14 protein-coding genes are annotated in these 14443 nt (G+C 38.2%); 11 read left to right on the top strand and 3 right to left on the bottom strand.

All coding sequences use genetic code 11. From position 1 onward, the window contains the following. Positions 1-100 precede the first annotated feature (100 nt). The 4 genes from BMX26_RS05510 to BMX26_RS05495 all read left to right on the top strand — a co-directional run bounded on the left by BMX26_RS05510 (position 101) and on the right by BMX26_RS05495 (position 5707). Positions 101-646 (top strand): GNAT family N-acetyltransferase, encoded by a 546-nt coding sequence (locus BMX26_RS05510; protein ID WP_075530466.1) that lies wholly within the window; start codon positions 101-103, stop codon positions 644-646. A 63-nt stretch (positions 647-709) separates the two neighbouring features. Next, positions 710-1615 carry a UDP-N-acetylmuramate dehydrogenase gene (gene murB, locus BMX26_RS05505; protein WP_075530465.1) on the top strand — a complete coding sequence of 302 codons (906 nt, stop codon included), beginning with the start codon at positions 710-712 and terminating at the stop codon, positions 1613-1615. Between the two features lie 12 nt (positions 1616-1627). Continuing rightward, positions 1628-2764 (top strand): non-hydrolyzing UDP-N-acetylglucosamine 2-epimerase, encoded by a 1137-nt coding sequence (gene wecB, locus BMX26_RS05500; RefSeq protein WP_075530464.1) that lies wholly within the window; start codon positions 1628-1630, stop codon positions 2762-2764. Between the two features lie 81 nt (positions 2765-2845). After that, complete coding sequence (locus BMX26_RS05495) at positions 2846-5707, top strand: YfhO family protein (RefSeq protein ID WP_075530463.1); 2862 nt, start codon at positions 2846-2848, stop codon at positions 5705-5707. Positions 5708-5721: 14 nt separating this feature from the next. Here BMX26_RS05495 and BMX26_RS05490 read toward each other — a convergent pair whose 3' ends face one another. Next, complete coding sequence (locus BMX26_RS05490; protein ID WP_075530462.1) at positions 5722-6177, bottom strand: flavodoxin; 456 nt, start codon at positions 6175-6177, stop codon at positions 5722-5724. A 144-nt stretch (positions 6178-6321) separates the two neighbouring features. Here BMX26_RS05490 and map point away from each other — a divergent pair, with 144 nt between their 5' ends. The 4 genes from map to BMX26_RS05470 all read left to right on the top strand — a co-directional run bounded on the left by map (position 6322) and on the right by BMX26_RS05470 (position 9765). Further along, positions 6322-7119, top strand: a complete 798-nt coding sequence (map, locus tag BMX26_RS05485) for a type I methionyl aminopeptidase (protein WP_075530461.1) — start codon at positions 6322-6324, stop codon at positions 7117-7119. A gap of 162 nt (positions 7120-7281) precedes the next feature. Continuing rightward, on the top strand, positions 7282-8166 hold the full coding sequence (gene galU, locus BMX26_RS05480) for a UTP--glucose-1-phosphate uridylyltransferase GalU (RefSeq protein ID WP_075530460.1): 885 nt from the start codon (positions 7282-7284) through the stop codon (positions 8164-8166). A 112-nt stretch (positions 8167-8278) separates the two neighbouring features. Continuing rightward, complete coding sequence (locus BMX26_RS05475) at positions 8279-8836, top strand: LysM peptidoglycan-binding domain-containing protein (RefSeq protein ID WP_075530459.1); 558 nt, start codon at positions 8279-8281, stop codon at positions 8834-8836. A gap of 17 nt (positions 8837-8853) precedes the next feature. Further along, the gene (locus BMX26_RS05470; RefSeq protein ID WP_075530458.1) at positions 8854-9765 is read left to right on the top strand and encodes a YihY/virulence factor BrkB family protein; all 912 of its coding nucleotides are present in this window, start codon (positions 8854-8856) and stop codon (positions 9763-9765) included. Here the strand turns inward: BMX26_RS05470 and recX are convergent. Then, entirely contained in the window at positions 9762-10574 is an 813-nt protein-coding gene (gene recX / locus BMX26_RS05465; RefSeq protein ID WP_075530457.1) for a recombination regulator RecX, read from the bottom strand. The genes BMX26_RS05470 and recX overlap by 4 nt on opposite strands. 109 nt (positions 10575-10683) lie before the next feature. On the opposite strand from recX, the gene rlmD reads away from it, so the two are divergent. From rlmD to BMX26_RS05450, 3 genes are all read left to right on the top strand, one after another. Then, a complete protein-coding gene (gene rlmD / locus BMX26_RS05460; RefSeq protein ID WP_075530456.1) occupies positions 10684-12072 on the top strand; it encodes a 23S rRNA (uracil(1939)-C(5))-methyltransferase RlmD in 1389 nt (462 codons plus the stop codon). Between the two features lie 69 nt (positions 12073-12141). Then, on the top strand, positions 12142-12687 hold the full coding sequence (locus tag BMX26_RS05455; protein ID WP_075530455.1) for a DUF402 domain-containing protein: 546 nt from the start codon (positions 12142-12144) through the stop codon (positions 12685-12687). 103 nt (positions 12688-12790) lie between these two features. After that, a complete protein-coding gene (locus tag BMX26_RS05450) occupies positions 12791-13825 on the top strand; it encodes an NAD(P)H-dependent glycerol-3-phosphate dehydrogenase (RefSeq protein WP_075530454.1) in 1035 nt (344 codons plus the stop codon). A gap of 39 nt (positions 13826-13864) precedes the next feature. Here the strand turns inward: BMX26_RS05450 and BMX26_RS05445 are convergent, their stop codons facing one another. Next, positions 13865-14305 carry a GtrA family protein gene (locus BMX26_RS05445; protein WP_075530453.1) on the bottom strand — a complete coding sequence of 147 codons (441 nt, stop codon included), beginning with the start codon at positions 14303-14305 and terminating at the stop codon, positions 13865-13867. Positions 14306-14443 lie beyond the last annotated feature (138 nt).

Genomic DNA, 14443 nt, shown 5'->3' with positions numbered 1-14443 from the left:
AAATTCCTCCTTAATATATATTAGCTCATTATACCATTCATTGACCACATTTGAACTCTACTTTTTGAAGTGGTACGATTAAAAAAACGGGGGTGACAAGGTGGAATATCCTAATACAAATCTTTTTTTAAAGGATGGACGTGAAGTGACGTTTGCCAAGGCAGCTGAAAAGGATGCCTTGGAAGTCATGCATTTTTTTCAAAATATTACCCAGGAAACAGAATTTTTATCAAAAAGTTCAGCTGAAACAATGAAAAGCGTTAACGAAGTCAAATATTGGCTGATGACGCTTGATAAATCGAAAAAAAATCTTTTTTTAATAGCTAAAGAAGGCGGAAATATTTTAGGAATGGGACAACTGATTTTTTCCTTACGGCATAAGAGCAAACACCGGGCTACCGTGGCTGTGGCTGTGCGCAAGCCATATTGGAATTTAGGCCTTGGCACACAAATTTTAACCAAAATGGCGTCTTTTGCCAGATATAATGGAGTCAGTCAATTAGAACTGACAGTTATGGAAAATAATCAAAATGCTATCAAATTGTACCAAAAATTAGGATTTAGCCAGGTTGGAAAAATTCCGAATGCTTTCTTGATGCAAAATGGTTCTTATAGTGCTGAATTGATATTTGTAAAGCAAATTTAGCTTGGGACTAGGTAAGTAGTATGCTATAATCTCAATGTATTAACTTGATAAGGAAGCAATAAGATGGAAAAAATAAATGAATTGATTAACACTGATTTAGCGGAAATTGTGGTTAAACAAAATGAGCCGCTGAGTAAATATACTTATACTAAAACAGGGGGATGTGCTGATTTTGCTGTCTTTCCAACGGATGTTAACCAGGTAAAAAAGGCCGTCTTAGCTGCCCAAAAAAATCATTTAGCATTGACTGTCATCGGTAATGCCAGCAACCTCATTGTTAAAGATGGCGGTATTCGGGGTATGGTCCTGATTTTGACGGGAATGAATCAAATCAAGATTGAAAAAAATCAGGTAACAGCTCAAGCCGGGGCAATCTTGGCAGATGCCACTCAGGCTGCTTATGAAGCCGGATTAACAGGATTTGAATTTGCTTCAGGTATCCCAGGTTCTGTTGGTGGTGCTATTTTCATGAATGCCGGGGCTTATGGCGGTGAAATTAAAGATGTTGCTTTGCAAGTAACTGTTTTAACTCGCCAAGGCGATGTTGTTGTTTATCAAAATAGCGAGCTTGATTTTGGCTACCGTCACAGCCGAATGCAAGATGAAGGTGATATTGTTTTAGATGCGACATTTACGCTGAAACCGGGCGATAAGAAAGCTATTCGTGCTAGAATGGAAGAATTGAGCTTTTTGAGAGCTTCCAAACAGCCTTTGGAGTATCCGTCCTGCGGAAGTGTATTTAAACGTCCTGTTGGCCATTATACCGGTAAATTGGTGCATGATGCCGGTTTGCAGGGCTTTACTATTGGCGGCGCTCAGGTATCGAAAAAGCATGCCGGTTTCATTGTCAATATCAACCATGCCACGGCTGCTGATTATCAAGCAGTAATTAAGCATGTTCAAGCAGTGGTTTTTGATAAATTCCAAGTGCAATTAGAAACTGAAGTCCGGATTATCGGCGAAGATTAAGTAGAGGGCGTTATGGATAAGATAAAAGTAATGACGGTTTTTGGGACCAGACCAGAGGCCATTAAGATGGCTCCTTTGGTTTTGGCGTTAAAATCCGATAAGCGTTTTGAAGAAATTACTGCGGTAACCGCGCAGCACCGCGAGATGTTGGATTCGGCGTTGGAAATTTTTAAAATTAAGCCAGACTATGATCTCAATTTAATGCATCAAGGGCAAACCTTGCAGGAAATTACGTCTGCCGTTTTGTTAAAACTTGATTGTGTTATCAAAGAAGCTAAGCCTGATATGATTTTGGTACATGGTGATACAACGACAACCTTTGCGGCTGCTTTAGCCGGCTTTTATAACCAAACGGCGCTCGGTCATGTGGAAGCAGGGTTAAGAACATGGGATAAATACTCGCCTTATCCTGAAGAAATGAACCGGCAGATGACAGATGATTTATGCGATTTATATTTTGCACCAACAACCTTAGCTAAAGAAAACCTATTGGCGCAGCATCATGATTTAGGCAATATTTTTGTGACAGGTAATACCGCAATTGATGCCATGCATGAAACAATTAGGGATGATTATGAGCATCCGATTTTTAAGGAACTTGATCCGCATAAAAAGCTGATTTTATTGACGATGCACCGGCGGGAAAATCAAGGGCCAAAGATGCTGGCAACATTTAAGGCGATTTTAGATGTAGTGAATAGTCGCGATGATGTCGAAGTCGTTTATCCAGTTCACTTAAGTCCTAATGTTCAAAAAGCTGCCCACCAAGTTTTTGACAATTGTTCAGCTGTACATTTAATTGAACCGTTAGATGTGGTTGATTTTCATAATTTACAAGCTAAAAGCTACTTTATTATGTCAGATTCAGGCGGGGTCCAAGAAGAGGCGCCTGCTTTGCATAAGCCGGTCTTGGTTTTACGCGACACGACGGAAAGACCAGAAGGCGTTAAGGCTGGGACATTGGCTCTAGTTGGGACTGATTATACCAAGGTAAAACAGCAAATGGAAAAATTGCTGGATGATCAGGAGCAATACCAAAGAATGGCACAGGCCAAAAATCCTTATGGTGATGGTAAGGCCTGCCAAAGGATTTTAGATGCTATTGCTTACCACTTCGGTTTAGGCGAGCGTCCAAAAGATTTTAGTTAAATTCTTAAACTTCCCTAAAAGTTTCGCTTAGATAGCCTTTTTAAGGTACAATAATAAGCGGAAAACAAGGGAGGTTTTTTTGTGCAGTTTTCATTTGAAAAACAAAAACGCCGCCATTTATATCTAGGCTATAGTTTATTATTTTTAATTGCGGCCCTTTTTGTTTATGGAACCTACTATATCACTGGCCATGCTTTGATTTGGCATCTAGATGGTGCTAATCAGCACTTGCCTTTATTGCAACATTATCAAAAGGTATTGAAGGCCTTTTTGAGCCATCCTTTCAAGCCGCTGGAACAATGGTCATGGCATTTAGGCTTAGGCGGAGATACTTTTTCCGTTTATTCTTATTATTTGATAGGTGATGTTTTTACTTATTTGGTTTTGTTTTTTAAGCAAAGCCAACTAGTGTGGGCATATCAGCTCTTAATAATGATGCGCTTGTATTTTGCAGGAATTGCTTTTATTTATTTTGCCCGCCATTTTAACCAATTATCAACCAAAGCGATTTGGTGTGGAACGCTGGTTTATTTGTTTAATGCATATTTGCTATATTCTAATGTGGCGCAGCCTTTCTTTACTTTGCCGTTCATTATTTTTCCCGTTATTATTGTGCAATTGGAGCGGGTGCTTCAAGGTGGGTCGGCTTGGCCCTTGTATTTGGCTTTTTGCTGGATGTTAATTAGTAATTATTATTTTGCATATGTGATGGGGCTGGGTGCCATGATTTTTGTGGTGGTGAGGTTTTTAGTTTATTACCGCCATGAAAAGTTCATAGATAAATTGATGAAATTGGGTCAAACCACAATTTTGGCCTTGTTGACTTCAGCGGTGATGCTGGTGCCGGAAATTTATGCGACCTTAAATTCGACACGGTCGGCTAGTCAATTTGCCAATGGCTTAAAAGTTTATCCGCTTTATTATTATTTGGCTTTGCCTTCGCAATTGATTAACGGGGGCAATCGTGACTTTTATTTTTGGAGTGCCTTGGGTTTTTGCAGCTTAGCTTTTTTTGCGCTGGTTTATATTTTTTTGCAAAAAAATTATCCACTTCTAAAAATTATTTTTGCTTTGAGCTTGGCAATGCTTCTTTTGCCAGCTTTTGGAGCAATCTTTAATGGTTTTATGGCACCGTCTAACCGTTGGACTTTGATGTTATGTTTGCCAGTGAGTTTGGCTTGTGCTATTTTAGTTCAAAATCTGCAAAAGATTACACCTAAAGAATTAAAAGTATTTACCGCAAGCTTGCTGGGATATTTAGCGGTTATTGCGCTGACATATTATTTTCAAAGCGATGAACGCCTCTTTATTCCTGTGATTTTTTTAATCATTTTTTGGGCGGTTATCTATATCATCAACACCAGTCAGGTCAAAAACGCATCCGGGATTTTACTGACGATAGTGTTGGCTAATGTCTGTTTAAATGCAGTTTATTTTGAAGCTCCTTATAATGGAGGATATTCGAATGAAATGCTTGACTTAGGATCTTATCAACGGTTAACGAAGCGGCGTTATGATGGCTTGGAGAAAGATTTAAGCACACAAAAAGATTTTTTCAGGGTTTCGACGTTGAGCCAAAATTATTTTTTTGGTTCCGATTACCATATGTATAATGCCTTAAATGATCCGCAATATTATCTAAATTCTTATTATTCTTTGCAAAATAAGTATGTGGGTAACTTTTCTTTAATCATGCAAAATACCCAGTATGAGTCTAATATTCCTTTGGGACAGGTATCAGACCGTACAATTTTAAATGACTTTTTCGGGGTTAAATATCTATTTATGCGGATTAATCAGCCTAATGCTAAAAAAATTCCTTATGGTTTTAGTCTCGACAAAATGACGCAGCAGCAGGCAGATCCGAATGGTAAAGCTTCTTTAGCAGTTCAAACCAGACGCTACCGTAACCAAAATACTTTTCCTTTGTTATACTTTCAAGATAAAGTCATCACCCAAAAAGAAAGCCGCTATTGGACAGCCAGCCAAAAAGAAAGGGCTTTGGCTAAAGGTGTTTATGTCAATCGAAAGGCTGCTTTAGGTCTGGAAAGAATTGATCAAACGCAGCTTAAAACCCAAGTTATTAGGGTGCCGTATCAGCTGATTTCCAGTCGTGGCAATCAAGTATCCAGTTTTGATTTAGAGAAGGCTGACAAAAATGAGACGTATCAGCTCGTTTTAGATCGCAGCAAATTGCCTAAAAATTGTGAGTTGCATGTTGAAATTAAAGGCATTAAATATACACCTTATACGTTGAAAAAACAAGTTGAAATTGAGCAAAAGGCTTTGACGAATGACTTGAGTCAGGGAATTTTAGCCCAAAATACCCGCTTAGCTTATTACAAATATTTGCGCTACCATATTTTGCAAGGCACACCTGATATCAGCTACACTTTGACGGTTACCAGCCCTTATGGCAGTGAGAAGATTAAGCAGCCTGATCAAAGTGCTTTATCATTTTATAAGCAAGTATCTGATGGCACGCTTAATTTGGGTATTTTTAAGCAAAAAATACCAAACACCTTAACTTTGACGCTGTCAAAATTAGGGCATTATCAATTTAGCCTAGAGGTAATTGCATTGCCTTTTGGAAGAGATTATCAAAAAGATGTTAGCCAAATTCAAAATCACCGGCTCAAAGAAGTTAAATTTACGACAAATAAGGTTCAAGGAAAAATAACAACAGAGCACCCGGGGATTTTAACCAGCACGATTCCTTATAGCAAAGGATGGGAAGCTTGGGTTGACGGCAAAAAAGTGGCGGTGTTAAAAACGAACCATGCTTTTGTCGGCCTTAAATTAACTAAAGGAAAGCATAAAATTGCATTGCATTACCGCGTTTACGGCCTTGACTTAGGGAAAAAACTTACGCTTTTGGGGTTAACACTAGCTTTAGTGCTATGTATGTTCGAATACTGGTTAAAAAAAAGAGCTGCTAGTTAGCAGCTCTTTTTTTGTTATTTATTATTGTAAGTTTCAACTAAAGCATCGGCGAAGGCATCGAGTTTTTGAACATCTTCGTCACTGTCGGGAGCTAAATTGATTTTAACGTTTTCAGCACCTTTAGTAGCACCTGAAGCAGCTAATTTCTTGCCGAACTCATCAATGGCTACACCAAAGTATTCGCCATAGAAAGTATCGCCAGAACCGGCAACCCCATAAATTTTACCTGTTAAATCAACGTCTTCCAAGTCATCGTAGAAATCTAAACCTTCATCAGGTAAAGCACCTTCATCATAAGTGTAAGGACAGATAACGCAGATATCGACATCTTCAAAATCGCTAGGATCAGCTTGGGAAATTTCTTCAACAGAAACATCAACACCCTTTTTTTCTAATTCTTGTGCGACGATATCAGCAACGTCTTCGTTATTACCGGTAATTGTTGCAAAAACAACTTTTGCTGTTGCCATATGAAAACCTTCTTCCAATTTAATTAACAAATTAATTATATCAGAAATTTTGATTTCAAGGTACTAAATCATAAATAAGTAAGTCTATCTGTAGGGAATGCGTTATAATAGAGTAGTTATTAGAAAAATTTGGAGGCTAAAAAAATGATTACCTTAAAATCACCGCGTGAAATTGAAGAAATGGCCAAATCCGGCGCTATTTTAGCTGGGATGCACATTGGTTTGCGCGATATTATCAAACCGGGTATTTCAAGCTGGGAAATTGAAAAATTTGCCCGCAAATATTTTAAAGAACATGGAGCCATTGCTGAACAAATTGGTTTTGAAGGCTACAAGTATGCTACTTGTGTCAGTGTCAATGATGAAATCTGCCATGGTTTTCCCCGCAAAGGGCTTATTTTAAAAGATGGTGACTTAGTTAAAGTTGATACAGTTGTTAACTATCATGGTGCAATGAGCGATTCTTGCTGGTCATATGTGGTTGGCAAATCAACTCCAGAAATTGACCGTCTCATGGAAGTCACTAAAAAAGCGATGTATCTTGGCATTGAACAAGCTCAAGTAGGCAACCGTATTGGCGATATTGGGGCTGCTATTCAGCATTACACCGAAGATGAAAATGGCTATGGTGATGTCCGTGAATTTATCGGCCATGGTATTGGACCGACTATGCATGAAAGTCCAAGCGTCCCCCACTATGGTGAAAAAGGCAAAGGTGTCCGCTTGCGTGAGGGGATGACAATCACGATTGAACCTATGATTAACATGGGAACTTGGGAAGCAGTAATGGATGACCCTAACGGCTGGACTGCTCGTACAGCTGATGGCAGCCTTTCTTGCCAATTTGAACATACTATTGTGATTACTAAGGATGGTCCTAAGATTTTAACATCACAAGATCCGGAATTGGATGCTAAGTATTTGTACCATTTTCACAAATAATAAGCATTTTAATGCTAAGCAAGGAGTATTTTTAAGTTTGTTTAAGCATTTGCTTAAAAAATTACGAATTAGCTTGTAAATATAGATTATAATGATATAATCTATATTAGATGTTCAATCTGTATCAGGTTGACGTAAATTAATTTTAAAAGGGGTTTACTTATGGAAAACCAAAAAAGAGTAAGAAAAGCTGTCATCCCTGCAGCTGGCTTAGGTACACGCTTTTTACCTGCTACAAAGGCCTTGGCCAAAGAAATGCTTCCGATTATCGATAAACCGACGATTCAATATATTGTTGAAGAGGCTAAGAAATCCGGTATTGAAGATATTTTAGTTGTTACCGGTAAGGGGAAGCGCCCCATTGAAGACCACTTTGATTCTGTGCCTGAATTGGAACAAAACTTAAAGGAAAAAGGTAAAACCGAATTGTTGCGTTTAGTTCAACAAACAACGGATATCAACCTTTACTTTATCCGCCAATCCCATCCACGTGGGTTAGGTGATGCGGTTTTGATGGCTAAAGATTTTGTTGGCGACGAACCATTTGTGGTCATGTTGGGCGATGACTTGATGGAAGATAAGGTTCCTTTGACTAAACAATTGATGGATCGCTACGCTGAAACACATGCTTCTACTTTAGCGGTTATGAAAGTGCCGCATGAAGAAGTTAATAAGTATGGGGTTATCGACCCAGCTGCTGAAACACGTCCAGGACTTTTTGATGTTAAACAATTTGTCGAAAAACCTGCCGTTGACAAAGCCCCATCTGATTTAGCAATCATCGGCCGCTATTTGTTAACTCCAGAAATTTTTGATATGCTGGAAACACAAAAACCAGGTGCTGGTAATGAAATTCAATTGACGGATGCCATTGACCGCTTAAATAAGATTCAAAGAGTTTTTGCTCACGAATTTAAAGGTCAGCGTTATGATGTCGGCTATAAGTTTGGTTATCTTAAGACTTCAATTGAATTTGGTTTGCGTCATCCAGAAGTTAAAGACGATTTGAAGCAATATATCAAAGATTTGGCTAAAAAGCTGAAATAAATTAAAGCTAGGATTTTTCCTAGCTTTTTTTATTTTTAGTACACAAAATATTTTTTTTATAGTATGATAGTAAAGAAAGCTTCGCTAAAATGACATAATGGGGGGACGAATTGTGGCTGAACATACCAAACATCATCACAAAAAAAACGTTATCAAACTTTTATCCATAACTTTAGCAGTTGTTGTTCTTGCTTTAGTGCTAATCTTATTTTTTAAGAGTGATTTTGGACAAGATAAAATCGCTTTAGCAATGGGAGATAATGCGGCCATTCAAAAAAGCGAGTACAAAAAACAGCAATCGATTGCGCGTGAAAAATATGGTGTATACCATGAAGCAAGCAGCTCCAGCAAGACTAAAAAAGCCAGTTCAAAGTCGGCTTCTTCAAGTAGCAAGCTTAGTTCGAGCTCAAGTGCCAGTTCAAGTGCTAGTGCCAGTTCGAGTTCGGCTCAAAGCCAAAGTGATTATAGTACATATACAGTGAAGTCAGGCGATTATTTATCAACCATTGCAAGTAAATATCATACGACGACTTCCACTTTAATGGATCTTAACGATTTAGATTCAGCAACCATCAGTGAAGGCCAAGTTTTAAAAGTGCCAGCTACTTCAGCCAGCAATGCCAGTTCGGCTTCTTCTGATGCAGGTAGCAGTAGCACGGATAAGAATTAATAAGGGGGCGCAGACACTTGAATAAGGAACTAAAGCGTGTGCGCCTTTTTTTATTGGACGTTTTTAAAAGATCTTATGAAGCCAATATTAATAATGAAGCGATTGTCATTGCTTATTATACTTTAATGGCTTTGTTCCCTCTGATGATCTTTGTAGGCAACTTGTTGCCTTTGCTTCATTTAGAACCGGATGTTATTATGCCTTACATTAAAATGGCCTTGCCGCATTCGGTGTATGTGACCTTAAAACCTTATGTTGTTGAATATTTGACCAAAGGCTCATCAGGGCAAGCAGCTTCAATTTCAGGGGTTTTATCTGTTTGGGCTGCCAGCCGTGGTTTTAATTCCATGAAAAGGGTTTTAAATATGGCTTACAGAGTAGCTGATAGCCAGGATATTTTGTCGCGGCGTCTTTTGGCTTTTATTTTTACGGGCTTTTTTGGCCTTTGTTTTGTGTTGTTCTTTATTATTTACGGCTTCGGCCAGGAAGCGTTGGCTTATGTTACACCCTTGTTAAACCTGCCGCAAAGTTGGCTTGAGACCTTTGAGCAGGTTAAATGGCCGACAACGGTGATAGGTATTTTCTTGATAATGCTGATGATTTATTGGTTTATTCCAAATGCTAAAGTGCATATGCGCTGCCTTTTTCCAGGCGCCATTTGTGCTACGGGCAGCTGGATGCTTTTGACACAGGTTTTTTCATTTTGTGTTAAGCTTTTTGCCCGCTCTTTTTTGGGATATGGAGCCATTGGAACAGTTATTGTGGTGATGCTGTGGCTGAGTCTTACCTGTTGGTTTATCATTTTTGGTGGTGTTATTAATGCAGCCTTTGAACAAATGATCTACCGGCAGATTGTCCCCAAATTTAATCCGATTACGACCTATAGCCAGCGACTATTTGAAAAAATAAACCAAAAGACGAAGTCCTAGTCGACTTCGTCTTTTTGAATTAGTTCATTTAAAATATGATCACAATCAGTTAGTGAAAAGCCTTGGCGAAAAAGGGCTGTTTTGACTTTAAGCTTTCTTTTGACGGGGTCTAGCCGCTGATTTTTATGCCATAGCTTTTCGGCTTGAGTTTGCAGAGCACTTAATTCATCTTCTTCATCTTTTTGGTAGTCCAATTGTTTTTTTACTTGGGCAATAATATCAGTTGAAAAACCTTTTTGCATTAAGGTTTGCGTTATTTTTTGCATGGTTTTGTTAAAAGAAAGTTTTTGACCGGCTTTTAAGACTTTTTTGGCGGCTTTGGTGGCGTTGACTCTTTGCATTTCAGGGGTGTATTCCATGAGGCCATCTTCAATATCGTTAGCACTTACGCCCTTTTTTTTGAGAGCCAAGGCAATTTTTAAAGGACCATTTGTACTTGTTTTAGCAATGGTGCGTGTATAGCTTTTGGCATAAGCCAAGTCATCGAGCAAGTGCATTTGCGCCAGCTTTTGTAAAACTTGCTCTATTTGATCATCATCGAGGTCTAAGGAGGCTAATTTCTTTTTCGTTTCAGCAACAGTTCTCAAAGAATAACTGAGGTAGTTCAAGGCGAAATCGAGAGCCTTGGCTAAGTCATCAGCTTTAAAAATAGCTTCCAAGTCAGCTTTATCCAGTTCGCGTCCTTTGAGTAGCCGGTATTTAATCAGAGTATCTTCCGACACTGAAAAAGCATAGGTGCCGTCTAAAAAAATGTTATAACGGTTCTTATTTTTCTGCTGAGCTTTAATCGCGGTAATTTTTTGTTTCATAAAAAATCTCCTTTTTTCTTTTTTAATTCTAAAGCGAAAATACATTCGCGTCAATGGTTCAAATAGTATGCTATAATGACTTAGATATCTTTAGCGAAAGGACAGCATTATGCAGCAAAATAAACAAAAAAACGCGCCCGTCCGTCTTAAAGAAGGCCAAATTATTTATGTTACGATTAAGCGTTTAGGCATTAACGGCGAAGGAATCGGCTATTACAAAAGAAAGATTGTCTTTATTCCGCAAGCTTTGCCGAATGAATTTGTCAAAGCCAAGATTACTGAGGCTAAGAAAAATTATGCCAAGGCCACTTTGCTTCAAGTTAAAAAAGCTTCCCCGGATCGGGTTGAAAAAAGAGATCCTTATGATGTTGGCGGCATTGAATTAGAACATTTAGCTTATCCGGCACAGTTGGAATTTAAACGGGATGTCATTAAACAGGCATTGGAAAAATTCAAGCCGGCTGGGTTTAAAAAGATGGATTTAAAAGCAACGTTGGGGATGGCTGATCCATACCATTATCGAAATAAAGCGGCTTTTCAAGTCAAAAAAGCTAAGTCCGGCCAGTTAATTGCAGGTTTATATAAGCCTGAAAGCCATTTTTTGGTTGATTTGCCGACGTTTGCGACCCAAGGTAACTTGACCATGAAAGTGATTCGGACGACTTTGAAATTATTGGAAAAATGGCACATCCCAGCTTATGATGAACATAAAAATCAAGGCGTAATCCGCACATTGGTAGTTAGAGAATCATTTGCTGCTAAGCAGGCACAGCTGGTTTTAGTGACTCATGAAAAAAGGATTCCGCATGTGATGGATTTAGTTTTTGACATTCACAATGCCTTACCTGAGGTTGTTTCGATTATGCAAAATTATCATCCGGAAAAATCATCTTTGATTTTTGGAGAAGAAACGCATAATTTATTCGGCCAAGATTATATTGTGGAAAGCCTGGGCAATGTTTCCTTTGAACTATCAGCTCGCGCCTTTTTCCAAATGAATCCTAAGCAGACAAAGGTGATGTATGATGAAGTCAAAAAAGCTTTAGCCTTAGATCACAATGATACTTTGGTTGATGCTTATTGCGGGGTCGGAACCATCGGCCTTTATTGCGGACAAGAGGCCAAAGAAATTTTAGGAATGGATGTTATTCCAGAAGCAATTGCCGATGCTCGAAATAATGCGCGCAAATCACAGATTGATAATGCACAATATGAGGTAGGCGACGCTAAAAAAGTCTTTGCCAAATGGAAAAAAGCAGGCAAAAGTTTTAATGCCTTGGTAGTTGATCCGCCGCGGACCGGTTTAGATGATGAAACTATTAAGCAAATTTTAGCGGAAGAGCCAGCTAAATTTGTTTATGTTTCCTGCAATCCGTCGACACTGGCACGGGATTTATGCCTTTTGACCCAAAAATATCACGTTGAATATATCCAACCTATCGATATGTTTCCGCAAACGGCTCGAACAGAAGCTGTAGTAAAACTTAAGTTAAAGTAGTTTTTTAGGCAAAAGGACTTATTTATTGATATAATAAGGCTAAGAAAAAAGCAAGAAAGCTGGGATAAAATGCGGCATGCACAAGGACCACGCGAGGGTGAATTTGTCACGATTAAAAGCTATAAGCATGATGGCAGTTTGCACCGTACGTGGCGCGATACCATGGTACTTAAGACAAGTGAAAATGCACTGATTGGCTGCAATGATCATACGCTAGTTACAGAATCAGATGGTAGGAGATGGGTTACCCGGGAACCTGCTTTAATGTATTTTCATAAGCATTATTGGTTTAATATTGTAACGATGATTCGTGATAACGGTGTCTCATACTATTGCAATTTGGCCTCACCAGCTGTGTTAGACAAGGAAGCTTTAAAGTATATTGATTATGATTTAGATGTTAAAGTTTTTGCCAATGGTGAAAAAAGATTGTTAGATGTCGACGAATATGAAGAACATGGCAAAAAATGGGGTTATTCAGCTCAAACAGATAAAATTTTAAAGCATAATGTCATGACTTTGGTAGACTGGATTAACAATCAAAAGGGGCCTTTTTCCAAAGAATACGTGGAAATATGGTATAATCGCTATTTAGAATTATCAAGAAGACAATAGGGAAGTGTGACGCTTCCTTTTTTGGTTAATTTGCCTTTTTTGAAGACTTGTGTTACTTTAAAAAATGGTATGGAAACAAATTAAAGAGTAAGGAATGTAGAAAATGACAGAAAAGATTGCGGTTTTAGGTGCCGGTTCTTGGGGTAGTACCCTTGCAACTGTTTTAATTGAAAACGGCCATAATGTCGAACTTTATACAAATGTTCAAGCTCAAGCAGATGAACTTAATGAACAACATACAAATGAACACTATATGCCAGGATTTAAATATCCTGAATCACTTCACACAACAACCGATTTGGAAGCTGCTGTAAAGGATGCTAGTGCAATTTTATTTGTAGTTCCCACAAAAGTTATTCGGTTAGTGGCTGGCCAATTAAAAGAAGTTTTGCAAAAGACAGGTCAAAAGCCATTGATTATTCACGCCAGCAAGGGTTTGGAAATTAACACACATAAGCGGATTTCACAAATCATTATGGAAGAATTAACCACTGAATGTGCGCGGGGCATGGTTGTTTTATCCGGGCCTAGCCATGCAGAAGAAGTAGCTCGCAAAGATATTACTTTAATTACCGCCGCTTCAAAAAATTTAGCTGACGCTGAATATGTGCAAGATTTATTCTCTAACAACTATCTTAGAATTTATACAAATGATGATGTTATCGGGGTTGAAACCGGAGCAGCCTTTAAAAATGTGATTGCCATTGGTGCTGGTGCTTTACATGGTTTAGGTTACGGTGATGACGCTAAGGCAGCGTTGATGACGCGGGGCTTGGCAGAAATTGCCCGCTTAGGAATGTCATTTGGTGCTAAGCCATTGACATTCATGGGCCTTTCTGGTGTAGGTGATTTGATTGTTACTTGTACATCAGTTCACTCCCGTAACTGGCGGTGCGGTGATGCTTTGGGTCAAGGCAAGCCTTTGGATCAAGTTATCAAAGATATGGGAATGGTTATTGAAGGTATCAATACGTGTGAAGCAGCTTACCAATTAGCGCAACAAGAACATATTGATATGCCAATTACCACAGCTATTTACAATGTCTTATTCAAAAATGCCGACATTAGAAGTGAAATTGCCCAGTTAATGGGACGTGACAGCAAGTCTGAATTAATCGGACATGCTAAAGAAAATTAAGCTGAATAAAAGAGGTCAAGTTTTAAAACTTGACCTCTTTTAATGTTTTTTATGCAAAATATTTTTTTCGAATTTTTGCGTGGTATTAAAGATAAACCATTTGCTGAAATAATAATTCAATAATCCGACCAGCATTTGATCAAAGATTTTGAGCAAGTCAGCATTCAAAGGCAAAAATTCGATTCCGACGACCATAATAAAATTATCTAGAAGAAAAGATAATAACCTGACATTACAAAAGGAAACGAATTCTTTGGCAACTTTGGTGAAAGAATCGTAGGCAGAATGAAAGACCATTTTTTTATTAGTAAAAAAGGTAACTAGCATACCGCAGATATATGAAATAACATTAGCAATGAGATAGTTAAAATCCAGGTTTTGGTATAAAATATGGAAAACAAGGAGGTTAACACCGCTTGCTAAAACACCAAAAAAAGCATAAGCGATAAAACTTTGGTGCTTTTGGATAATTTTTTTCACGAAAATAACTCCTTTTAGAAAGCTAACCTTAATATTATAGCTAGCTTTGCTTTAAATTGCAAAATTAATTAGACCAATTAGCAATGTACATTGCGTCTTTTAACATGTTAGGATAATATTAATTGTAAGATCAAATAT

The sequence above is a fragment of the Ligilactobacillus sp. WC1T17 genome (genome assembly GCA_900110005.1).
Lineage (GTDB): Bacteria > Bacillota > Bacilli > Lactobacillales > Lactobacillaceae > Ligilactobacillus > Ligilactobacillus ruminis_A.
Note: the sequence above shows the minus strand (reverse complement) of the source record. Positions and strands in the feature narration are given on the sequence as shown.